This is a genomic window from Clostridium sp. AT4 (assembly GCF_001517625.2).
Taxonomy (GTDB): domain Bacteria; phylum Bacillota; class Clostridia; order Lachnospirales; family Lachnospiraceae; genus Enterocloster.
The window spans coordinates 843,930-867,088 of sequence record NZ_LN999828.1 but is presented as its reverse complement, the minus strand read 5'-3'; the positions used below and the strand labels follow the sequence as shown (position 1 = coordinate 867,088).

Here is a 23,159-nt window from a genome sequence, read left to right as displayed (position 1 = left end):
CCCTGCCTACAAAAGCAGTTTCTCCAACTCAGCCATTTCCTCGGCTATTTCTTTTTCCAGTCTCCTCAATTCAGCCATAATTTCATGGGTTGGCGGATAATTTACCGGCACGTATTCAACTTTCTTATATTTATTGATTGATAAATCATAATCATTATCTACAATCTCCTGTTTTGGAACAAAAAAGCTCTGCTCTGTTCTTTCCCTGCCGGCCTCTTTTTCCAGATTATGGAATCTCTCAATAATATCAGGAATGTCATTATCCTGGATCTCACTTCTCTTATCATCCAAGCTGTATCCGTCTGCTTTCATGTCATAAAACCAGACATTTTCCGTCCCACCAGCTCCTGTCTTTGTAAATACAAGCACTGCTGTTGAAACTCCCGCATATGGTTTGAAAACACCGGAAGGCATAGATATAACTGCCTGAAGCTGATGATTTTCAATGATTTCTTTTCTTATGGACTTATGAGCATTACTGCTGCCAAACAATACGCCATCTGGTACAATACAGGCACATCTTCCGCCCTTTTTCAGCAAACGGAGAAATAACGCCAAAAACAACAGCTCTGTCTTCTTGGTATTTGTAACCGCTTTTAAATTATCATTGATGCTTTCTGCGTCTATGGTTCCCTTAAAGGGAGGATTTGCCAGACATACTGTATACTTGGAACTGATATCATTCTGTTTTGAAACACTGTCCTTATAATCCACATCCGGATTACTGATCGAATGCAGCATCAGGTTCATTGCAGATATTCGTAACATCGTTCGGTCTGTATCAAATCCGGAAAACATGGTGCTGGCATAGGCATCCCACTGGTCACTGGTCATTGTATCCTCGTAATGTTCTCTGATATATTTAGCTGAAGCTACCAGAAAACCAGCTGTTCCGCAGGCCGGATCACAAATAGTATCATCCGGAGTAGGTTCAACTAATTCAACTATCATATCTATTATGTGCCTTGGCGTTCGAAATTGTCCATTACGTCCTGCAGATGCTAATTTTCCAAGCATATATTCATATAAATCCCCCTGCATATCACCGTCTGCAATATCATGTGTATACAAGTCTTCCAATCCTGTAACGATCTTCTGCAATACCTGTGGAGTCGGAATAAGGAACATTGCATCTTCCATATATCTGGAAAATGCAGTATTTTCGCTATTGGAATATTGATCTGCTTCATTCACTTCTACTAGGTCACCTGCCATATTAAAATCCGGCAATTTACCATGTTTCATTTTCTTTATTGCAGGAAACACCCTTTGAGATACGATATCAAAAATATCTCTTGGATCTTTATCCTTAAATTTGCTCCAGCGCATAGACTGCCCTGACTCTGTCTGTGGAAAAATATAATCTCCAGACTCTCCCATCATATTGGCAAATTCCTCATTTTCCAACTCTTTTTCATCCAGAGATCGAATAAACATCAAATATGTAAGCTGTTCAATTACAGTAATCGGATTTGTAATTCCTCCTGCTGCTATATCATCCCAGATTTTATCTACTTTATTTTTTATTGCTCCTGTTACCATTCCTTTTCTCCATTCTGCTTTTTATCTCGCTTATAGCATACAATTATACCATGCCCTAACCGCAAAATCCATATATACCCACGCAAAAAGACAGCCCCCCAGGATTCCAAAAACCACTCCCAGGTGCCGTCTTTTCACTCAAATTCTATCTTCCCTTATCCATCTCTATCAGATCTTAAAATACTTCACACCAGACTCAAAGATCTTCATATCCTGTTCGCCGTAGATATTGACCGCTACTGCCTCGCCCCGTCTCTCAGAGTGGGCCATCTTGCCGAGGATACGGCCGTCCGGGCTGGTGATGCCCTCGATTGCCATGTAGGAACCGTTTGGATTCCAGTATTCGTCCATGGTTACATTTCCCTTGTCGTCCACATACTGGGTGGCAACCTGCCCGTTTGCGATCAGGCGGTGAAGCCATGCGTCATTTGCTACAAAACGTCCCTCGCCGTGGGAAGCAGGATTGCAGTACACGCCGCCAAGTTCGGCTCCTGCCAGCCATGGGGATTTGTTGGTAACTACCTTTGTGTAAACCATCTTGGAAATGTGGCGTCCGATGGTATTCATAGCCAGCGTAGGAGAATCTGCCTTCTGCTCCGTGATGGTTCCCTCCGGTACAAGACCCAGCTTAATGAGCGCCTGGAAGCCGTTGCAGATACCCAGCATCAGGCCGTCCCTCTCGTTTAAAAGCTTCTCAACCTCTTCCTTGATTACTGCATTGCGGAATACGGTCGCAAAGAATTTAGCAGAGCCCTCCGGTTCATCACCTGCGGAAAATCCGCCAGGGAACATGACGATCTGAGCCTTTGCAATTTCCTTCTTATACTCCTCTACAGACTGACGGATATCCTCCGGGCTCAGGTTCTTGAATACTCTTGTCACAACCTTTGCACCGGCCCGTTCAAAGGCCTTTGTGCTGTCATATTCGCAGTTGGTGCCTGGAAATACGGGGATAAATACGGTTGGCTGTCCGATCTTGTGGTCACAGATATACACTGCGTCTGTATGGTAGAGCTTTTCTTCTACTCTGGCCTCTTCGCCTGTCTTTTCCTTTCCTGTTACCGTCGGGAATACCGCCTCTAACGTACCTGTCCAGGCCTTTAATGCCTCGTCCATGGAAATATGTACGTTTCCGTACTCAAATACGCCCTGGTCAGTCACTTCACCGATCACGGTATATGGAATGGACAGCTCTCCCATCTTGCCCTCTGCTACCTCGCAGACAATATCGCCCCATGCAGCGGCAAAGAAATCTCTTGGGTCTACATTGTGCTCGATCTTTACGCCAAGTTTATTTCCAAAGGCCATCTTGCTCACTGCCTCAGCGGCTCCATGGCCCTCCACTGCGTAGGCAGACAGAATTTTTCCAGCCTTAATGTCCTCAAAAATCTTGTGGTAACCTTCCATGATCTGACCGTAATCCGGCAGATCATACTGGTCTCTTGGCGCCTTAAATACCACAATCCGGCTTCCGGCCTTCTTAAACTCCGGTGTAATGATATTTTTGCTGCTGTTTACATCGACTGCAAAGGAAACCAGCGTAGGCGGAACATTGATTTCACCTGTTTCATCGTCAAAGGTTCCTGACATACTGTCCTTTCCTCCGATGGAAGGAAGTCCAAAGCCCATCTGTGCGCTGTATGCGCCAAGGAGGGCCGCAAAAGGCTGACTCCATCTGGATGGTTCCTCACTCATCCGGCGGAAATACTCCTGGAAGGTAAAGCGGATCTTTCTGTAATCGCCGCCTGCTGCCACGATCTTTGCAACAGAGGACACAACTGCATATACGGCTCCGTGATAGGGGCTCCAGCTGGACAGGTAGGGGTCAAAGCCGTAGCTCATCATGGTTACCGTATCCGTATGTCCCTTTAATACCGGAAGCTTGGCTACCATGGCCTGAGTTTCGGTAAGCTGATATTTACCTCCATAAGGCATAAATACAGATCCAGCACCGATGGAACCGTCAAACCGCTCTACCAGGCCCTTCTGAGAGCATACATTCAGGCCGGAAAGCATCGTAAGCCATTCCTTCTTAACATCTCCTACCTCTCTGCGCTCAAAGAGGCTTCCCTCACGACCCGGAACCTCCAGGGTAACATCTGCCTCCTGATGTGCTCCATTTGTATCAAGGAAGGCACGGCTGATATCTACAATGGTTTTTCCACGCCAGTTCATCACAAGTCTTGGACTTTCCGTTACTGTAGCTACGGTTACAGCCTCCAGATTTTCCTCTGCCGCATATGCCAGAAACTGCTCCACATCCTTCGGATCTACCACTACTGCCATACGCTCCTGGGACTCGGAAATGGCAATCTCTGTGCCGTCCAGGCCGGCATATTTCTTAGGAACACGATCCAGATCAATCTGAAGACCCGCTGCCAGCTCACCGATGGCAACGGATACGCCGCCAGCTCCGAAATCATTGCATTTCTTGATCATGGAGCTGACCTCCGGGCGGCGGAACATTCTCTGGATCTTCCGCTCTGTGGGAGCATTTCCCTTCTGTACCTCAGCGCCGCAGACCTCGATGGAGGCGGTTGTGTGAACCTTGGAGGAACCCGTTGCACCGCCGATGCCGTCACGGCCGGTTCTTCCTCCTAACAGGATAATAATATCTCCCGGATCAGAATTTTCGCGGATCACATATTTTCTGGGGGCAGCGCCCATAACAGCGCCGATCTCCATACGCTTTGCCACATAGCCTGGATGGTACAATTCCTTTACATAACCGGTTGCAAGTCCGATCTGATTGCCGTAGGAGGAATATCCCTGGGCCGCGCTGTTTACGATTTTTCTCTGAGGCAGTTTTCCCTTTAAGGTCTCATTTAATGGCCTGGTGGGATCGGCTGCTCCGGTTACGCGCATGGCCTGATATACATAGGTACGTCCAGACAGCGGATCGCGGATTGCTCCTCCCAGACAGGTAGCAGCGCCGCCAAAGGGTTCGATTTCTGTGGGGTGGTTGTGAGTTTCATTTTTAAAATTCACCAGCCACTCTTCCGTTACGCCATCGATTTCAACGGGAACCACGATGCTGCAGGCATTAATCTCGTCGGATATCTCCATATCCTCCAGCTTTCCCTCGCTTCTTAACTTCTTCATGGCCATCAGCGCAAGATCCATCAGGCAGACATACTTGTCATCTCTTCCTTTATAAATTACCTCTCTGTCTGCCAGATACTGATGATACGTATCCTCGATTGGTTTTCTATACTCTCCCTCTGTAAAGGTCACATTTTTAAGCTCTGTAGAAAATGTGGTATGACGGCAGTGGTCGGACCAGTAGGTGTCCAACACACGGATCTCTGTCACGGTAGGATCTCTGTGCTCTTCCTCTGCGTAATACTTCTGGATATGAAGAAAATCCTTAAAGGTCATGGCCAGATTCAGTGTACCGTAAAGTTCCTTCAAATCCTCTTTGGATGCATGGGCAAAGCCATCAAAGCTCTTAATATCCTCCGGCACCTCAAATTCAGTCACCAGGGTCTTCGGCTTGGTTTCCTCAGCCTGACGGCTGTCCACCGGATTGATACAGAAATGGCGGATTGCCTCCTCCTGTGCCTGGGTCAAAGGCGCAGTGATCACATAAGTTGTAGCAGTGCGGATCACCGGCTCCTCATCTTCCTTTAGCAGCTTTACACACTGCTCTGCGGAATCGGCTCTCTGATCGAACTGACCCGGCAGGTATTCTACGGAAAATACGAGATCGCCGGGATTTTTCGGAAACTCCTCCTCGTATACCTCATCTACCGGAGGCTCTGAAAAAATCGTCACAAGAGCCTTTTTATAGGTTTCCTCTGACAGATTTTCAATATCATAGCGGATCAGAACCCGCACATTTTTTACCCCTTTTATATCCAGATAGCTTTCCAGTTCTTCTCTCAGCTCACCAGCCTTTACCGCATAGTCTGGCTTCTTCTCTACGAAAATTCGTCTTACGCTCATTTAAAAACCTCCTGTGGTTCGCCATACCTGCACTCTGTAAAATCAGAATACAGAATCATACATTACCATTGATCTGCCTATATCATAACACAGGTGGTATAAATTAGTAAAGTTAATATATTTAATTACTGTTATTTTTTATACTTATAAATATTCCGCTGCTTTCCAACATATCAGAAGTCTTCGTGCCGAATTTCCATTTTTAAAAACACACTCTGGCACACTAGCCCGAACTATGCTATACTAGGAAACAGTTGATCCGCTGTCTGCTGCGGATTATAAAGAATAAAATATTGGGAGAACGAAAGACATGAAGATCGGATTTGACAATGATAAGTACCTTTCCATGCAGTCGGAACACATCAGAGAACGGATCGGCCAGTTTGGTGATAAGCTTTATCTGGAATTTGGAGGAAAGCTGTTTGATGACTACCACGCCTCCAGGGTTCTTCCCGGCTTCGCACCTGACAGCAAGCTTCGGATGCTCCTTCAGCTGGCCGACCAGGCTGAGATCGTCATTGTGATCAGCGCCTCTGATATAGAGAAAAATAAGGTACGCCAGGATCTGGGGATCACCTATGATGTGGATGTACTGCGCCTGATTCAGGAGTTTCAGGATAAAGGCCTTTATGTGGGAAGCGTTGTGATCAACCTGTATCAGGGCCAGGCGAGCGCAGATATCTTTAAGGCCAAGCTGGAGCATATGGGAATCCAGGTATACCGCCATTACTGCATCGAGGGCTATCCCAGCAATATCCCTCTGATCGTCAGCGACCAGGGCTATGGAAAAAATGATTATATCGAAACCAGCCGTCCTCTGGTCATTGTGACTGCTCCCGGACCGGGCAGCGGCAAGATGGCTACCTGCCTGTCCCAGCTTTATCATGAAAATAAGCGGGGCGTAAAGGCCGGATATGCCAAATTTGAGACCTTCCCCATCTGGAATCTCCCCTTAAAGCATCCGGTGAATCTGGCTTATGAAGCAGCTACCGCTGATTTGAATGATGTAAATATGATCGATCCCTTCCATCTGGAAGCTTATGGAGAAACAACCGTCAACTACAACCGTGATGTAGATATTTTCCCGGTACTGAATGCAATCTTTGAGGGCATCTACGGAAGCAGCCCCTATAAATCCCCCACCGATATGGGTGTAAATATGGCTGGCTTCTGCATCTTTGACGATGAAGCCTGCAGAGAAGCATCCAACCAGGAGATCATCCGCCGCTATTATCAGGCCATCAACCATCTGGCCAAGGAGGAGGGAAATTCCGAGGAAGTCTACAAGCTGAACCTCCTTATGAAGCAGGCCAAAATAAAGCCGGAGGATCGAAAGGTGGTAACGCCCTGTCTGGAACGTGCCCAGGCATTAAATGCTCCTGCAGCAGCCATTGAGCTGGAAGACGGAACCATTGTCACAGGAAAAACCAGCAGCCTGTTAGGCGCTTCCGCCGCAGTCCTGTTAAATGCCATCAAGGTACTGGGAGAAATCCCCCATGATACCCACCTGATCGCACCCTCTGCCATTGAGCCCATTCAGACCTTAAAGACTACCTATCTCGGAAGCAAAAATCCCCGTCTCCATACTGACGAGGTTCTCATTGCCCTGTCCATGAGCGCTGCCACGGATCCGGTTGCAAAAAAAGCCCTGGGACAGCTTCCCAAGCTTCAGGGCTGCCAGGTACACACCTCCGTCATGCTCTCCAATGTGGATATCAAAACCTTTAAAAAACTTGGCATGAATCTGACCTCCGAACCGGTATACGAGCACAAGAAGCTGTATCACTAAGAGAAACAGATCCATTCTGAACAAACTAAATGCCGGACAGCAGGATTTTCCAGTTCCCGCTGTCCGGCATTTTTACCGTTTTTTTCTATTTTTTCTCCACATCTGTATAATACAGGTGTCTTGGAAGCCCATCTGTCATAATAGGCGTAAGCTCCGCCTGGATCAGCGGGCGGATATAATTGACAAACTCATCTGTCACATAATCGCCGGCCTCATTGATCCACTCCCTCGGCACCTTCTTTTCTACATTTGCCACCTTATGTACGTCATAAATGTCTGTGACACAAATATAAGGATCATCTGACACTCTCTTTAAAATGATCATCTTGCCCGTTTCACCCTCAAAGGCTTCCTTAACGGCAGCTCCGCCTACCTGATATGCCTCTGTGATATCTACCCGGGATACTATATGGGAAGCGCATCTTTGGAGAGAGTTAAACTCAATGGCTCTTGTCTTGCATCCCACCTCACGGTTGATCTTCTCTGCCAGGAAACGGGCCGTTCCTGTAAGCTGCTTATGGCCGAAGGCGTCTACAAATTCAATTCCGTCCGTAAGCTCACAGACATAACGGCCGTCTGCTGTCTTTACCCCCTCAGATACAGCTACCACAACCGACTTTTTCTTCTTGTGAAGCTCTGCTACCTTGTGCATAAATTCATCTACATCAAAGGTAACCTCCGGAAGGAAGATCATATCCGGGCCTTCACAGTCCTCGCACTTTGCAAGGGCAGCTGCGCCGGTGAGCCAGCCTGCATTGCGTCCCATGATCTCTAAAATCGTTACATTCTGCTGGTCATATACCAGGCCGTCACGGATCACTTCCTTTGTAATGGAACCGATATACTTTGCAGCGCTTCCGTAGCCCGGAGTATGATCCGTAGCCGCAAGGTCATTGTCAATGGTCTTTGGAACACCCATAAACCGGATCTTGCTTCCATTTAAAAGAGCATAGTCAGAAAGCTTCTTTATGGTATCCATGGAATCATTTCCGCCGATGTAAAAGAAATATTCCACTTCCAGGCCATCCAGAATTTCAAAAATCCTGTCATAAATCGCTCTGTCCTCTGAAATCTCCGGAAGCTTGAAGCGGCAGGAGCCCAAATAGGCGGAAGGCGTACGCTTTAACAGCTCAATGTCCAGATCATTTTTAATATGCTCCGACAGATCTACATATCTCTCCTGCAAAAGTCCCTGAATCCCATGGAGCATGCCGTAAACCTTTTTAGCCCCTCTGTCCCTGGCAGTCTTATAAACACCAGCCAGACTGGAATTGATTACTGCAGTTGGCCCTCCGGACTGGCCTACGATCACATTGCCTCTTACCTCATTCATAATGGATACCTCCTAAAGAATCTTCCTCACTCAGAAACCAGCCGTTTTCCGGCCTTCTCATTTTGTAAGCGCTTACAATCATATTGCTATATTAATACCAATATTTGTAATTTTCAAGATAGAAACAGGCATTTTTTTACAAACATCTCGTCTTTTTTTTAACATAATAGAGTCATTTCGACAAATACTTCCATTAATCTCCCAAATAATATACAGCCAATATGGTTCCTTTGCTGTCATAGAGAATCCAGTTTCCCCATTCTTCTTCAGACAGGCTCAGCTCTCTGGGCTGAGCGGATGCCAAAAGCAGCGACACATGGCCGCCGCAGACAGCGCCTTTGGCAATCCGTATCTCTCCTTTATAAACCGGCTTCATAATCGTATCATCGCTGTCCTGCCACAACTTATAAACACCTCTTTCATAATCATAGTCAATGCCTATATAGGGATTCCAGCCTGGGTCTGCAGCTGTTTCCCCTTTTTCATGAAATACAAGAATTTGATTTTCCATCTCCAATATCTTTGTCTTACCAGTGAGTTCATCCACCGTTACCTCTTCCTGCCCTCCCTCCTGCACCGCTTTCATCTGTTCCTGCGTAACAGTTACAGGACAGGAAATAACTCCGGGCGCTGTAAAATACGTTCCCCGATCTTCCGCCTGCGCCATATCAAAGGAAATGCCTGTATCTCTGGAAACATGGGTTCCTGTGAGAGGTGATGACTCACCTTCCCTCTGATTTAAAAGAAAGGGAAGATAGGGTGCCTCTGATATACCCTCAGGGCCTCTATAGCCCTCCTTTACCCGCTCCTCAAAAGGAATATTCTCCAGTTCCCGGATCAGCTGCACATTGGCCCGCTCTGTGTCTGTAAGCAGCTCCTCTGCAAATGCTTCCGGCTCTATCCTGCCCCTGTACCAGATTTTCTGCTGGAAATATTCATTCAGGCTATCTGTTTTGAATTTTCTCCCATGGTGTGCGTAAATGGTGTTTCGTAAAAGAGAAAGATTCTCTGAAGGCAGACATGCAAGTTCTGTACGCGTATAAAACCGCTCTGACAGTCCTATTTCCTCATAATTGCAGGAAGAATAATAAGTACCTCCATATGCTCCCTCACTTTCTACTTCAATCCGCGTACCTGCCTGTTCATCTGTTATAAAAGCAGCACAGGCCGGCTCCTCTGTTTCCCGTTCCAGTACCCCGTCTGCATACGGACGGACATTGATGACCATTTCGTATTTGTCCTTTCCCGGCTCCAGCACAAACTCTGCCACAGCCGAAGCATTCTCTCTGTCATCTGAAAAAAAGAGCTGAATCCTATGGGAATCCATAAAGCTCTCCCCTTCATCCGGGTCGATATAAACCATGCAGCTGATTCCGCTGTCCCCGGCCAGATAAAATGGTTCGGAAAGCAGGCTGGCCTCTGCTCCCAGATCCTCCAGTACGCGGACGGAAGCCGAATCATTCAGGGGCAGCTCACCATGAGCAGACTCCTCCCTGCCCGCATCATCCATTTCCACTATTTCGTCCATTTTCCCCTGTTCCATATCAGGAGCAGAGCTATATTCCATTTCTGTTTCCCGTCCCGGCCTCTGGCCTGCACATCCTGCCGATAATCCGACAAAAATCAAAGCCATCGCTGCCAGCTCTGCTCTAAAAACCGGCTTTTTCATAAAACACACTCCCTCCTGACAATACCTTTTTTATTTTTATTATACTCCCTTTTTCCGGAGCCTGTTTTACGTTTTCCTTACAATCTGTCCCACCCGGAAATCCCTTTCGCGCTACATAGTTTCCGCCTCAGCTGCACCATGTCAAAAGCTCCATGCTGCAGACACAGCACAGAGCTTTTCTACTGAAACAATATAAAATGTTTTAATCCAAATGATCGCACCGGTCAAAATCGACCAAAACTATTCTTCCCGTCTCCGGGGCATACTCAAAGGTAGTAATGCTTGCATTATGCACAACCCGCTCCCCGCCTTCTTCGCCGCTCCCCTTTAAAAGCTGCTCCATAAAATGGGCCAGCAGCCCTCCATGGGATACAATGGCCGTATCGCCGGTTATCTGGCTTTTAATGAACTCCCAGGCTTTCAGGCAGCGGTCATCTACCTGTATCACGGTTTCCCCTCCGGGGGGAGCCACCTCTGCCGGGCGATCCCACCAGGCTTTATAGCGATCCCCGTCTCGTTCAAGCAGCTCCTGTGCTGTCTTCCCTTCCCAGTCTCCGTAGTTAATCTCCATCAGCTCCGGCAAAGGGATGATAGGAACAGGATTCTCTCCTGCTGCTGCCTGAGCCGTGGCATAGGCCCTGATCTGAGGGCTTGTATAAATGGCGGTCAGCTTTTTATCCTTCATGGCCTTTGTGAGGCAGGCGGCCTGGGCACGTCCGGTTTCATTTAAGGGGATGTCCTGCTGTCCCTGAATCCTGCGCTCAATATTCCAGTCTGTCTGTCCATGGCGTATTAAGTATAATTTCATGCCCTTCTCCTAACTGTTTAAATCCCAGCCGTCTCTCATAGGATCATAGCCCAGGGATGGACGGCCGCTTCTTCCATATCCGTCTCTGCGGAGAGCAGGAGCCGGTTCTGTATCTTCCTCTGCCTCCCCGTCAGAAGCCGCCGTACCTTCCCCGTTTACCGTCAGGGCGTCCAGCGCCAGCTTCATGATATCCTTGATCTCATCCGGCGTCATCTTCATCTTTTCCGCCAGTTCCTCTACGGTAGCCTCCCTGCCCAGCTCCTTTGCCATGACCTGGGATACGGTCTGAAGCACATTCACTCTGGCTGCCATCGTTTCCTCAATCTCCGCCTCGCTCCTTTGTTCCAGCAAGGCCGCCTCAACCGCCTGACGGATCTTCGTTTCTGCAAAGTCCGGCCACTCCTGGCTTCCGTCATACTCTGTGACAGCCATCATAAGAGCCATATTGGCCTCCTGGACAAGATCGGAAATTGGAAGCTCTTTTCCCTCATATTCCTTTGCAACAGCCAGCGCCCTAGCCAGATTCCCTTCTACCAGACGGTTTCCTGCCTCTTTATCTGCCCTGGCAGCTGCCGCCAGGACTCTCTTTTCCTCTTCCTGATCCAGAGGTCGGATTAACTCCATCTCCTCCAGATACATTTCATAAAAATTTTCTGCCATGAATATCTACATTCCTTTTTCATTAAAATAACATCTCTATAAGAATAATCCATCCCCGCCGCCAAGTCAACCACTTTACAAAGCCTCACAAAGCTGTTAATATAGATACAGTTATAAGGAGGACTTAATAATGGATATAAATTATGAATTATATAAGGTGTTTTACCACGTTGCCGCCACACTCAGCTTTTCAGAGGCTTCCAAGCAGCTCTTTATCTCGCAGTCTGCTGTCAGCCAGTCCATTAAAGTCCTGGAAAAAAAGCTGAACCAGCCCCTTTTCATCCGAAGCACCAAGCGGGTACAGCTCACACCTGAAGGCGAAATTCTTTTAAAACATATCGAACCGGCCATGAACCTGATCCGAAAAGGGGAAAACCAGCTTTTGGAGGCCCATACCCTGAATGGAGGTCAGCTGCGCATTGGGGCCAGCGACACGATCTGCCGCTACTATCTGGTAACGTATCTGAACCGTTTTCACAAGGAGTTTCCCAATATTCACATCAAGGTTACGAACCACACTTCCATTGAATGTGCCAAGGTGCTGGAAAACGGACAGTGCGATTTTATTGTGGCAAATTATCCCAATTCTGCCCTGTCAGGCAGCCTGCACACACGGGTGATCAATGAATTTCACGATGTATTCGTAGCTAACCGCCAGGCCTTTGACCTGGAGGGAAAATCAGTGTCCCTAAACCAGCTCCTTGACTACCCTATTATGATGTTAGACAGAAAAAGCACAACCAGCGAATTTCTCCATCAGATCTTTCAGAAAAACCGTCTGGATCTGGTGCCTGAAATCGAGCTTTCCAGCAATGACCTTCTCATTGATCTGGCTCGGATCGGCCTGGGGATCGCCTTTGTGCCGGACTTCTGCATCCCGGAGCAGGATAAGGATTTATTTATCCTTAAGCTGTCCGAAACACTTCCTGCCAGACAGATGGTAGTAGCCTACAACGAAAACCTGCCTGTATCCCAGGCTGCCAAACACTTTATGGAAATGCTGTAGCAAAAGAAGCTTACATTTCCTCCTGCCGCGGAAATTTTTCCCAAAATTCTCTCAGGGCCTGGGATACATTTCCGCGGTTTACTACGGTATAGGTCCCCCATTCCCTCGGAAAAAGGGCTACATACTCCGGGCGCAGAAAACGGTCGTCCAAAAGAGCGATCACTCCTTTGTCATTCACCGTGCGGATCACCCGCCCGGCCGCCTGCATGACCTTATTCATGCCCGGATACTGGTATGCATAATCAAACCCATTTCCCTCTCTCTCGTCAAAATATTCTTTTAAAATCTCCTGCTCCGTGTTTACCTGAGGAAGTCCCGTTCCCACGATAACCGCCCCGATCAGGCGCTCCTCCTTTAAATCAATTCCCTCAGAAAAGATACCTCCCATTACGCAGAGCGCGGCAAAAGACCGGCTGCGTTTCGCTTCAAACTGCTCTAAGAACGCCTCTCTCTCCTCCTCTGTCATCCGGTTTGACTGGCAAATGCGGTCAAAGCCCAGAGAGCCTGTCCTTTCCCGCTCCAAAAGGATAGCCTCCACCTGCTCCTGAAACTGATAGGACGGAAAAAATACCATATAATTGCCCTTCCGTTCCCGGATAATGACTTCCAGATAGTCTGCAATCCGCTCGTACTGGCTCCGTCCCCGCCTGCTGTAACGGCTGCTCACATCCGACGCCGCAAGCACCAGACGGTTTTCAGGTGAAAACGGCGATTTGGCATAGATCGCATATTCCTGCGGATCACCGCTTAAAAGCTCCTTATAATATTGAACCGGCAGCAGGGTAGCCGAAAAAAACACCGTACTTTCACTCTGATCCAGACACCGGCGCAGACATTCTGACGGATCCATGCACATGAGCTTTACCATAAAGCTTCCATCCTCCAAAAGCCTTGCGTAGATCCTGTAGCGGTCATCTAAACGGTCATGGATATTCAAAAAATCACGAACCTTAAAATAGAGCTCCAGCACCAGATCCCGGTCCGTAAATTCTCCGTTTTCATTCATAAAAGCTTCCAGCTCTCCAAACATGGCCATCAGCTCCAGGGCAAGCAGCTTCACATCACCCAAAAGCTCATAATCTACGCCTAAAACTCTCCTGTGGCTGATCCCTTCTTCCTCTTTTCCTGTCCCGTAAGCTCTCTTCAGCTCCAGCATGCGCTTATTGCAGGCGTCCAGAAGTGAGACTGTCTTTGCCGCTCCGGGAAGTCCCTTCAGGATTCTTTTTGCTAAAAGAAGATCCTCCTTCACAACGGCTGCGCTGTACATTTCCCTGGCTCTCGGCACCAGATTGTGGGCCTCATCCACCAAAAACAGGTAAGAGCCCGTCTGCTCCCCCTCAGCAAAATAACGTTTCAGCCGCACATTGGGATCAAACACATAATTGTAATCGCAGATAATCCCGTCTGTCCAGCTGCTGATATCCAGACAGAACTCAAAGGGACATACCTGAAACCGCTCCGCATACCGTAATACCTTTTCTCTGGTAATCCCCTCTTCCTCATGAATGATCTCATAAACCGCGTCATTGACCCGGTCAAAATGGCCTTTTGCCCTGGGACAGTCATAGGGATTGCAGCTTGGCTTTTCCAGCACGCAGAGCTTTTCCTTTGCCGTAATAGTTACTGTGTTAAAATACAGCTCTTTCTCTCCTCTCAGGATATCAAAGGCCTCCTCTGCCACGCTGCGCGTAATGGTTCTGGCAGTGAGATAAAACAGCTTTTCCCCATAGCCTTCTCCCATGGCCTTTAAGCTGGGAAATACGGTAGAAAGCGTCTTTCCCACTCCGGTAGGCGCCTGGATATAGAGGTTTCTCCCCTCTGCCACAGAGCGGTACACACAGGCAGCCAGTTCCTTCTGGCCTTCCCGATACGCATAGGGAAATTGCAGAGTCTTTAAGCACTCCTGTCTGCGCATCCTGTGATGGTACAGATACCTGGCCCATTTTACATACTCATGGATCAGTCCTTTAAACCAGTCCTCCAGTTCCTCTCTGGTTTTAACCTCCTTAAACCGGCGGATCTCCTCCGTCTCAATATTGCAGTAGGTAAGCTGAATCCCAATTTCTTCCAGATCATGGTGAACGGCATATATAGTTCCATAGCAAAGCGCCTGAGCCATATGGACCGGATCCGGCTCCTCCAGCCTTCCCGGATCCATATAAATACATTTGATCTCATCAATGGTCACTCCGCCGGGCTCTGTGATGATCCCATCGGCCCGTCCCTCAATGAGAAGCTCAAACGAATCCTCTTTTACTGTATGCTTTAAGCTTACCTCTGCCTGATAATCCGAGCCCATCCTGCGCTGGATCTTCCGGTGCAGACGGCTTCCGGCCTGCATAGCCTCCTTTTTTGCTCCTGCCATCCTGCGGTCATCCAGATCGCCTGACCGCATCACAAATTCCACCAGATTCCTCACGGAAATCCGTACCTGAGACAGAGCTTCCCTCTGTGCCATTTTCTCCCTCCTGTCGGCCTCTGGAGCAGATGCTCCCTTTTCCTCTGATTGCTTTCAGCATATCACAAAAAAAGACGGATTGCAAACTTATGTTCGCAGTCCGTCCCCTGTCACAGGTTCCGTTAAAAGAAAAATAAAATTTATGCAGCTGTTGTGCAGGAATCCGGAGAAATGGTTTCCAGATATGCTTCAAATTCTTCATTTTCACCATTCATCTGTACGGTCAGAACTCTTGCAAGATCCAGGCTTAATACACCAAGGATGGACTTTGCATCAATTGTAAAACGATTATAAAATACATCAACATCAAAGTCACACCTGGAAGCCTCCGTTACAAAGCGCTTTGCCTCCTCAATGGATGTCAGCAGAATTTTCTTTTCTTTCATTTTCAAAGACTCCTTTTTGTATCAAAGTGTGTTATTCTATTTCGTTGTATAGTTATATCACTATTACACTTTCATGTCAAATTTTATTCTGCCTCCGAGACATTCATGAATTTCTGATGTTTTTTGTGTATTTTATATATTTTTATCTCACAGCTCTCATTTTGTCCGTCATAATTGCAAATTACATTTCCTGTTTTTAGAAAATACATTTTGTTCTCATTTAAATACAATCAGAGATAACAGAAATTTTCGTGAGAGTTTTGCAAACGTTTTCGTCTTTTTTGCTCCCCCGTTATCTGCTGCTCTCCGTTGCATATTCCCGGAATATTTTTGCAGTGCGGTACAGGCAGGTCAGCTTCATAACGCTTACGATCAGTGTTCCGATGGTACCTACCAAAAGCGCCGTAATTCCCAGCATCCCGTTTAACATCACCAGAAGAACGGAGCTTATCATTAATCCAAATGAATACACAAACCACTTCCAGAGCCGTTTCCATTTTACAGCCATCTCTTCATCCAGCGCACAGATTACTTCGGAATGGCCCATATACTCGGAATATTCCCCGTAAAATGCCAGGATCATCACAGGGAAGGAAAGCAGTCCGATCAGCGAAGCCATAGCAGCGCCCTCCGGAACCAGAGAGCTTCCTGCATCCACTGCAACGGATGCCAGACAGCAAATCGCTGCCATACGGTAGCGGCTGCTTTCAGAAGACAGCTTTAAAAGTATATAGCCATACGCGCACAGCGTAACCATACTGATGATCCGCCCCGGCAGATACAAAAAAGGCAGCCAGGCTGCCACCGCCTGATTGCTCAGTACAGCGCCTGCTATACTGGGAATTACCATCCAGAACAGTATTCCCAGCCATTTTCCCAGCTCCTCTGCTTTGGAAACAGAAATCACAACCTGAAGCTCATTTTCATTTTGAATTTCTTTGTTCCATTCGTTCATACCAGTCCCTCCTTTGTTCCTTTTACCGGGATCAGGGTGCATGAAAACTGGCCGCTACCCCCACAATGATTCCCAAAACCATAGCGATTCTTCCTATAAACTGCCCCATGCGATAAAACTCGCTGGGTTCTCCGCCTTCTACTGCAAGGCCGTACTGAAATTTAAAAAGCAGATCCGGGAATGCAGTATCCAGAGCCAGCAGTACACCCAAAAAAGCGATCACAGGCAATACTTCCACCCTTCCCCGTTTCTGACAGTTCTCATTCACCGCCCAGCGGTAGATACAGCTGTAATCAGGAAAAAGCTCCTCATCGGAATGCTCCGTAGATATACCGTTTTTTATCTGCATATCAAAGTATACTTCTTCTCCATCCCCCGTTAAAAGCCAGGTATCTCCCACCAGATGGGCTTCCCCCTCGAAAACCAGAGCCCCGTCTTCAAAAATCTTCCCTCTGGAGTTATCAGGATCCCATCTGACTTCATAAAGCTTCTTTGTTTCATTAACAGAAAACTCAATCCATGCAGCCCTGTCCTGGCGGCGGATCTGCATTTTATAATCCGTCTCTCCATCCGCTCCTGTAAAGCTCCCGTCCTTTTGACGGTACAGAAACGTTTCCTGCATCCATAAACCGGGTCGGAACAGAGTATACAGATATACCGAACCAAGAACCAGACATACGGCCGTTCCGATGAAAACCGCCCATTTTTTCCACTGTCTCATATTTACCTACCGTTTCAGCACCAGATGCTGGGGAAGCCCGTTTACCATAAATGGCTGATAATCGCCCTGGATCAGAGGCTCTACGTAGTCAATAAATTCTCTGGTTACATAATTCCCCTCCCGGTTTACCCAGGATCTGGGAACCAGCTTTTCATTATTTGCAATCTTATGCACATCATAAATTCCTGCCGCGCTCATATAGGGGTCATCCGATACCCGGTCGATAACAACCATACGCCCGGAATCCCCTTCGTCTGCCGCTTTTACCGCGGCGCCTCCCACCATAAAGGCTTCATTGATATCCACGCGTGAGGCCATATGGGAAGCGCTGCGCTGGAGGGTAGAAAGCTCTACAGCTCTGGTCTTGCAGCCTGTCTTGGCGGCCAGGAAACTGGCCAGATAGCCTGCGGTTCCGGCCAGCTGTCTGTGACCAAAGGCATCTACATAATCGCTTCCTCCGGCCAGCTGGCATACATACCGTCCGTCCGGTACCTTGATGCCCTCAGAAACTGCAATTACAATGGAAGGCTTCTTTTCCAGCAGGTCACTGCATTTTTTCGGAAACCGGTCTACATCAAAGGGAATCTCCGGAAGGTAGATCAGATCGGGACCGCAGCAGTCCTCTGTCTTTGCAAGCGCCGTAGCACCTGTCAGCCAGCCTGCATTCCGTCCCATGATTTCCATGATAGTAATCATTTTCCGCTTGTAGGAAAGGCCCATGGCATCCCGGATCACTTCTTTTGTGGAGGCTGCAATATATTTAGCCGCGCTTCCAAAGCCAGGGGTATGGTCTGTAAGCGCCAGATCATTGTCAATGGTCTTTGGAACACCTAAAAACTTCTGCTCATGTCCCTTTACGATCGCATAATCGGAAAGCTTTTTGATGGTATCCATAGAATCATTTCCGCCGATGTAGATAAATACTTCGATCTCCAGTTTATTCATAATGGAAAAGATCTTTTCATAGATTTCGGGATTTTCATGGATCTCCGGCAGCTTAAAACGGCAGGAACCTAAAAAGGCAGACGGAGTACGCTTTAACAGCTCAATATCCATATCCGAATGAATCTGCGTGGACAAATCCACATACATCTCATCCAAAAAACCTTCAATGCCGTGAAGCATACCGTAAACCTTATGGAAGCCTCTCTCCTTTGCAGTCTTGTATACACCTGCAAGGCTGGAATTGATCACAGCCGTGGGGCCTCCAGACTGTCCTACGATAATATTGCGTTTTTTTCCCATAACAAAATCCCCTTTCCTGTTCATGGACAGACAACCTTACAGACGAAGGGGAATCTTTAACCGTCCCGGCTGTCTGCCTCGTGTCCTTATTGTACTATAGGAAAGGGGATTTTTCCAGCACTTTTTCAGATTATGCCCGTATTTTGCGCTGTGTTTTATATATATTATACAATTTTATTTGTTTTCTTCTGATTCTTTTTCCTTCCAGATAAAGCCTCCGGCCGTTTTCTGTGCTCCGGTAAGAGCACAGGAAAGGCTTCTTCTGCTGATGCCCAGACTTCGGCTGGCATGAGCAATAGAAATAAATTCAGCAACCGGTTCGCCGTCTAACGTCATCTGGATCAGCGGACGCTTGTCATGGTAGCCGATCCGGCTGGTAAGATCTACGCTGATCGGATCTTCGGGAGTATTTTCAGGAACAACCCGCCACAGATAACCGCCTCCTGTTTTACGCTCTCCATGGGCAGCTCTGGCGATAGAACCTAACGATACGCCTGTCGCTTCGTAAGCCAGACGGGAGCTTTTATAATCTGCAATAAACATTCCGTCGCGGGAATACTGTCGATATACATGACCTGCTTTAATTGTACGACTCATCTGTAAGTTCACCCTTCCTTTTGTAATATGGCTGTAGTCATTATAGCAACTATTACTTTTTTTGTCCATACAGCATAAAGTGTGCATAGACTGCCTTACTTTGGGTGTGCAGAAAGCCTATTTCTGTACTGCAATGGGACGACAGGAAATACCGTTGATTTCCACATGCTCATTGATGGCAATGACAATGCAGGGGCGTCCGTCGATCATCCTGTTTTCCACCAAATACGTCTTATCCGGAGCCACCTTGATGGTCACGTCCGGTGTTTTTATTTCAAATGTCTTTGTGTTTACCACATTAGCTGCCACAAAGCTTGTTTCCGGCGTATTTTCCACATCCTTATAGCGCTCCTCAAACTCCTCAAGCTTCTCCGGCGATGCGCCGTTATTTTCAAGGAGCTTCTTTACCTGGTACTTATCCAGAGTCAAAGGCACTGGCTCGTCCTTTGTCTCCTCTACCAGTTCGCTTAAATTTTCATGGATATTTTTTACGGTTTCAAAATCACAGTTTTCTCCCAGTGTTTCCTCCACGATCGCCTGAAAAGTTTCCTTCTGGCTCTTGGCCGACATGGGAATCCCGCAGCCTAATACCTCGTCAATCAGGCTGTCCGGCAGCTGCTCCGGATTTTTGGCATAAAAGAGCAGACTGTGAATATCTGTATTCCGGTCATTGAAAGCCGGGAACAGGAAGCTGTTGATGGGCGCCTCCACCAGCCAGTCCCGGATGCGGTTTTCAATGGCATTTGTCATGGAATTATAACAGAGCCCTGCCTTTGAAAGCTTCACAGGACAGATGGTACACTGGATAAACTCATATACATAATCAGACGCGTCAAACATCTCCGAACCGTCTGTGGCCTTTGCAGGAATATCATAGGCACAGTGGATGAGAATGATATAATAATTCTCACCGTAATCAAAATTGGCAATAATCTTATCATAAAACTCCTCGATGAGCGCCTCATCCTTTAATTCACTGTCTCTCAGCTTTAAAAGAAAGTTCTGGGTGCCCCCTTCTGATTCCGTATGTAAAGGAAACTCCATATTTAAAAGATTTTTCCCCACTGTTCCCGAAAGCCCGTTTCTGAAAATGGTAAAATACTTAAATGCCTCCTCCTCCGGCAAAGAAAGGAAGGCTTCCTTTAATTCTGTCTTTTTGTTTTTCTCTGAATCTACATAGCAGCCGCAGATCCGGCTGATGGCACAGTTTGCAGGGGTAAAAAGTTTTTTGATCTCATTACATTCCTTCTTATTCATAAATTTCTGTATCTCCTGTTCCGATTTCCTTGTTTAAATACAAAAAACCGGAATACTCTACAGTACTCCGGACTTCTTGCGGGTTGGGCTATTTTTTCAAATAGTCAGCAGGGGAAGAGGGGCTCGAACCCCCATCTACGGTTTTGGAGACCGCTGCTCTACCATTGAACTATTCCCCTATTTGGTTGTTTGTTTTGCTGTTCTCTCGAACCTCAATTATAATACCATACCATCAGGAAAGTGTCAACAGTTTTTTTAAATTATTTTTTTTAGATTATACAATTACTATTTCCAGATCATCATAAATTCCTGACTTTACTTTCTCGCCAAACCTGGCAAATAACGGAACCCAATCCTCAGATTGCCTGTAAATTAAAATAGTTTCTTTTATAGGATCAACAATCCAATATTCCAGGACACCTGCTTCCAAATATAAAAATTGCTTTCTGGAATAGTCCATTTTCCTGCTTGAAGATGAAACTATTTCTATAATCCAGTCCGGCGATCCATGACAGCCTTTATCATCTATCTTATCAGGATCACAGATTACAGATATATCCGGCTCTACATAGGATTCATTTTCATCATTGTCTTTTAGAAACACAGCAAATGGCGCAGGAATAATTTCACAGTTTCCATTATGTGATTCAATATAATTATAAATTTTCCCATGCAAAGCACTTATAAGTTTTTGATGTTTTGTGCTTGGTGGAGCCATCATATAAATCTGTCCGTTAATTAACTCTGCCCGTTTACCCTCTGGAAGATTGTAGATATCCTTTATTGTATAGGATATTTGTTTTATTGCGTCCATTTACACATCATCCTTTTCTGCTTATTATAACGTAACTATCCAGAATCACCCTTATTCGAAGATGAAATTCGAATAAGCTGAGATTGCATATTTGAGTCAAATACAATGCCAGGGCTTCGTTGATTCTAATATAAGCATCCAGCTGTTTCTGCAACAGGAAGCCGATATCCAAACGAATACATACTTCTCTAAATGTTTCCACCAGAACGAATTGCCGCATCTGCGCCATCCATCAAACACAACGTACCCTCTCCGATAATGAGCATCAGATTGTGCTAATACTCAGCTCATTCATTCCAAGCCTCCAATCGGGAAATTTTCTATATTTATACTAATCTGATTCTTCCCATCGGACATCTTCTTCCATTCCTTTCTGATAAACATAGTTTACCAGAACAAAACCAAAAAGAAAACCATCCTTTAAAATAGGTTCGTCAAAATAACGTTGGATTATTTTGTGTATTTTGGGGATCTGTAAAATGTCGGTTAGCAACGTATGAAAAAGAAGTCTGAATCAGAATTTCGTTCGAACGTTATCCATATGATTTCACCCCTACAAAAGCCCGATCGCCTCCCGCACATTGGACACCCCGATCATCTTAAGCCCTTTTATGGGCTTCATCTTATCGAGACAGACCTTTGGAATCACACAGGAAGTAAAGCCCATCCTGGCTGCCTCGGCTGCCCGTTTGTCCGCCTGTGAAACCGCCCGGACCTCCCCGGAAAGCCCCACTTCTCCAAATATAAGCATACCCGGATCCACCGGCCGGTCCTTATAGCTGGACATAAGAGCCATTACAATGGCAAGATCTAACGCCGGCTCATTCATCCGCATACCGCCTGCGATATTGACATAGGCGTCCAGACGGGACATCTCGTATCGGCACCGTTTCTCAAGCACTGCCATGAGAAGATTCACACGGTTATAGTCCGTTCCTGCCGCCGTGCGTCTTGGCATGCCGAAATTTGTTTCAGCTACCAGAGCCTGAACCTCTAAAAGGATGGGACGGCTTCCTTCCAAAGAGCAGGAAACCACTGCCCCGGAAGCATTTTCCGGCCGGCCGTCCAACATATATTCTGAAGGATTCTCCACCTCCATGAGGCCTTCCTCCCGCATCTCAAATACACCGATTTCATTGGTAGAACCAAAACGGTTCTTTACACTTCTTAAAACCCGATAGACTGCGTTCCGGTCTCCTTCAAAATAGAGCACCGTATCCACCATATGCTCCAACACTCTAGGGCCTGCCACCACCCCCTCCTTTGTCACATGGCCTACTACAAAGATGGCAATGCCCCGGCTCTTTGCAATCTGCATCAAAAGGCCTGTGGATTCTTTTACCTGGCTGACGCTTCCGGGAGCAGAGGAAATCTCCTCCCGGTACATGGTCTGGATGGAATCGATCACCACAATCTGGGGCTTTTCCAGATCAATGGCCTGACTGATCCGGTCCAGATTTGTCTCGCACAAAAAACGCAGATCTCCTGTTACGCTTCCGATCCGGCAGGCCCGCATCTTGATCTGCTTTAAGGACTCTTCTCCTGATATATAGAGCACTTTTTTTCCATCTGCTGCCAGCTGACGGCAGACCTGTAATAAAAGAGTGGATTTCCCGATTCCCGGATCTCCTCCCACCAGTATCAGAGAACCGGCTACGATCCCGTCTCCCAGCACACGATCCAGCTCCTTAAAGCCTGTGGAAATCCGATCCTCTTCTTCTAAGGATATCTCTGATAAGAGGGCAGCTTTCTCCCTCTTGCCTGCACCGATCCCGCTTACGGCAGACAGACGGCCAGAGGGGGATGCAGACCGTGCTGATCCTGCCGTCGGTTCCTCCACCAAGGTATTCCATGCCTTACAAGCCGGACACTGACCCATCCATTTGGAAGATTCATATCCGCATTCACTGCAGAAAAATGCAGTTGTCTTTGCTTTTGCCATTTGTTTACTCCCTGTTCTTTGATCCGCTGACA

The 23,159-nt window shown here is 47.0% G+C and carries 17 protein-coding genes and 1 tRNA gene; 2 read left to right on the top strand and 16 right to left on the bottom strand.

Features of this window, described 5'->3' with window-relative positions; genetic code table 11:
• Window positions 1–6 precede the first annotated feature (6 nt).
• Both BN3656_RS10295 and BN3656_RS10290 read right to left on the bottom strand, forming a co-directional pair.
• Window positions 7–1,542: a class I SAM-dependent DNA methyltransferase gene (locus BN3656_RS10295; protein WP_066547588.1), complete on the bottom strand. Its 1,536-nt coding sequence runs from the start codon at window positions 1,540–1,542 to the stop codon at window positions 7–9.
• A 168-nt stretch (window positions 1,543–1,710) separates the two neighbouring features.
• Window positions 1,711–5,487, bottom strand: coding sequence for a phosphoribosylformylglycinamidine synthase (locus BN3656_RS10290; protein WP_066547585.1), 3,777 nt, complete (start codon window positions 5,485–5,487; stop codon window positions 1,711–1,713).
• 310 nt (window positions 5,488–5,797) lie between these two features.
• Here BN3656_RS10290 and BN3656_RS10285 point away from each other — a divergent pair, with 310 nt between their 5' ends.
• Window positions 5,798–7,276, top strand: a complete 1,479-nt coding sequence (locus BN3656_RS10285) for a DUF1846 domain-containing protein (RefSeq protein ID WP_066547582.1) — start codon at window positions 5,798–5,800, stop codon at window positions 7,274–7,276.
• An 85-nt stretch (window positions 7,277–7,361) separates the two neighbouring features.
• On the opposite strand, the gene BN3656_RS10280 is transcribed toward BN3656_RS10285, so the two are convergent.
• The 4 genes from BN3656_RS10280 to BN3656_RS10265 form a co-directional block, all read right to left on the bottom strand.
• On the bottom strand, window positions 7,362–8,609 hold the full coding sequence (locus BN3656_RS10280) for a 6-phosphofructokinase (protein ID WP_066547579.1): 1,248 nt from the start codon (window positions 8,607–8,609) through the stop codon (window positions 7,362–7,364).
• Window positions 8,610–8,802: 193 nt separating this feature from the next.
• Window positions 8,803–10,278, bottom strand: coding sequence for a DUF4454 domain-containing protein (locus tag BN3656_RS10275; RefSeq protein ID WP_066547576.1), 1,476 nt, complete (start codon window positions 10,276–10,278; stop codon window positions 8,803–8,805).
• A 202-nt stretch (window positions 10,279–10,480) separates the two neighbouring features.
• Entirely contained in the window at window positions 10,481–11,086 is a 606-nt protein-coding gene (locus tag BN3656_RS10270; protein ID WP_066547564.1) for a histidine phosphatase family protein, read from the bottom strand.
• A 9-nt stretch (window positions 11,087–11,095) separates the two neighbouring features.
• Window positions 11,096–11,746 (bottom strand): sigma-70 domain-containing protein, encoded by a 651-nt coding sequence (locus BN3656_RS10265; RefSeq protein WP_066547562.1) that lies wholly within the window; start codon window positions 11,744–11,746, stop codon window positions 11,096–11,098.
• A 130-nt stretch (window positions 11,747–11,876) separates the two neighbouring features.
• On the opposite strand from BN3656_RS10265, the gene BN3656_RS10260 reads away from it, so the two are divergent.
• Window positions 11,877–12,752 carry a LysR family transcriptional regulator gene (locus BN3656_RS10260; RefSeq protein WP_066547560.1) on the top strand — a complete coding sequence of 292 codons (876 nt, stop codon included), beginning with the start codon at window positions 11,877–11,879 and terminating at the stop codon, window positions 12,750–12,752.
• Between the two features lie 10 nt (window positions 12,753–12,762).
• Here the strand turns inward: BN3656_RS10260 and BN3656_RS10255 are convergent, their stop codons facing one another.
• From BN3656_RS10255 to radA, 10 genes are all read right to left on the bottom strand, one after another.
• Window positions 12,763–15,210 carry an ATP-dependent DNA helicase gene (locus tag BN3656_RS10255; RefSeq protein ID WP_066547557.1) on the bottom strand — a complete coding sequence of 816 codons (2,448 nt, stop codon included), beginning with the start codon at window positions 15,208–15,210 and terminating at the stop codon, window positions 12,763–12,765.
• A gap of 140 nt (window positions 15,211–15,350) precedes the next feature.
• Window positions 15,351–15,596 (bottom strand): HPr family phosphocarrier protein, encoded by a 246-nt coding sequence (locus BN3656_RS10250; protein ID WP_066547554.1) that lies wholly within the window; start codon window positions 15,594–15,596, stop codon window positions 15,351–15,353.
• A gap of 292 nt (window positions 15,597–15,888) precedes the next feature.
• Window positions 15,889–16,551: a hypothetical protein gene (locus BN3656_RS10245; RefSeq protein ID WP_066547552.1), complete on the bottom strand. Its 663-nt coding sequence runs from the start codon at window positions 16,549–16,551 to the stop codon at window positions 15,889–15,891.
• Window positions 16,552–16,582: 31 nt separating this feature from the next.
• Complete coding sequence (locus tag BN3656_RS10240) at window positions 16,583–17,272, bottom strand: hypothetical protein (RefSeq protein ID WP_066547544.1); 690 nt, start codon at window positions 17,270–17,272, stop codon at window positions 16,583–16,585.
• Window positions 17,273–17,278: 6 nt separating this feature from the next.
• Window positions 17,279–18,517, bottom strand: coding sequence for a 6-phosphofructokinase (locus BN3656_RS10235; protein WP_066547540.1), 1,239 nt, complete (start codon window positions 18,515–18,517; stop codon window positions 17,279–17,281).
• A 174-nt stretch (window positions 18,518–18,691) separates the two neighbouring features.
• Window positions 18,692–19,114, bottom strand: a complete 423-nt coding sequence (locus tag BN3656_RS10230) for an NUMOD1 domain-containing DNA-binding protein (RefSeq protein WP_066547537.1) — start codon at window positions 19,112–19,114, stop codon at window positions 18,692–18,694.
• A 117-nt stretch (window positions 19,115–19,231) separates the two neighbouring features.
• Entirely contained in the window at window positions 19,232–20,371 is a 1,140-nt protein-coding gene (locus BN3656_RS10225; RefSeq protein WP_066547534.1) for a DUF4317 domain-containing protein, read from the bottom strand.
• Window positions 20,372–20,479: 108 nt separating this feature from the next.
• A tRNA-Trp gene (locus BN3656_RS10220) sits at window positions 20,480–20,550 on the bottom strand.
• Window positions 20,551–20,645: 95 nt separating this feature from the next.
• Window positions 20,646–21,185 carry a Uma2 family endonuclease gene (locus tag BN3656_RS10215; protein WP_066547532.1) on the bottom strand — a complete coding sequence of 180 codons (540 nt, stop codon included), beginning with the start codon at window positions 21,183–21,185 and terminating at the stop codon, window positions 20,646–20,648.
• A 553-nt stretch (window positions 21,186–21,738) separates the two neighbouring features.
• The gene (gene radA / locus BN3656_RS10205; protein ID WP_066547525.1) at window positions 21,739–23,127 is read right to left on the bottom strand and encodes a DNA repair protein RadA; all 1,389 of its coding nucleotides are present in this window, start codon (window positions 23,125–23,127) and stop codon (window positions 21,739–21,741) included.
• Between the last annotated feature and the right edge of the window lie 32 nt (window positions 23,128–23,159).

Coding starts and splice junctions, on each gene's coding strand:
- BN3656_RS10235 (WP_066547540.1), bottom strand. CDS start 18,517: ATGGGAAAAAAACGCAATATTATCGTAGGACAGTCTGGAGGCCCCACG.
- radA (WP_066547525.1), bottom strand. CDS start 23,127: ATGGCAAAAGCAAAGACAACTGCATTTTTCTGCAGTGAATGCGGATAT.
- BN3656_RS10215 (WP_066547532.1), bottom strand. CDS start 21,185: ATGGACGCAATAAAACAAATATCCTATACAATAAAGGATATCTACAAT.
- BN3656_RS10270 (WP_066547564.1), bottom strand. CDS start 11,086: ATGAAATTATACTTAATACGCCATGGACAGACAGACTGGAATATTGAG.
- BN3656_RS10230 (WP_066547537.1), bottom strand. CDS start 19,114: ATGAGTCGTACAATTAAAGCAGGTCATGTATATCGACAGTATTCCCGC.
- BN3656_RS10280 (WP_066547579.1), bottom strand. CDS start 8,609: ATGAATGAGGTAAGAGGCAATGTGATCGTAGGCCAGTCCGGAGGGCCA.
- BN3656_RS10240 (WP_066547544.1), bottom strand. CDS start 17,272: ATGAGACAGTGGAAAAAATGGGCGGTTTTCATCGGAACGGCCGTATGT.
- BN3656_RS10265 (WP_066547562.1), bottom strand. CDS start 11,746: ATGGCAGAAAATTTTTATGAAATGTATCTGGAGGAGATGGAGTTAATC.
- BN3656_RS10275 (WP_066547576.1), bottom strand. CDS start 10,278: ATGAAAAAGCCGGTTTTTAGAGCAGAGCTGGCAGCGATGGCTTTGATT.
- BN3656_RS10245 (WP_066547552.1), bottom strand. CDS start 16,551: ATGAACGAATGGAACAAAGAAATTCAAAATGAAAATGAGCTTCAGGTT.
- BN3656_RS10250 (WP_066547554.1), bottom strand. CDS start 15,596: ATGAAAGAAAAGAAAATTCTGCTGACATCCATTGAGGAGGCAAAGCGC.
- BN3656_RS10260 (WP_066547560.1), top strand. CDS start 11,877: ATGGATATAAATTATGAATTATATAAGGTGTTTTACCACGTTGCCGCC.
- BN3656_RS10290 (WP_066547585.1), bottom strand. CDS start 5,487: ATGAGCGTAAGACGAATTTTCGTAGAGAAGAAGCCAGACTATGCGGTA.
- BN3656_RS10295 (WP_066547588.1), bottom strand. CDS start 1,542: ATGGTAACAGGAGCAATAAAAAATAAAGTAGATAAAATCTGGGATGAT.
- BN3656_RS10285 (WP_066547582.1), top strand. CDS start 5,798: ATGAAGATCGGATTTGACAATGATAAGTACCTTTCCATGCAGTCGGAA.
- BN3656_RS10255 (WP_066547557.1), bottom strand. CDS start 15,210: ATGGCACAGAGGGAAGCTCTGTCTCAGGTACGGATTTCCGTGAGGAAT.
- BN3656_RS10225 (WP_066547534.1), bottom strand. CDS start 20,371: ATGAATAAGAAGGAATGTAATGAGATCAAAAAACTTTTTACCCCTGCA.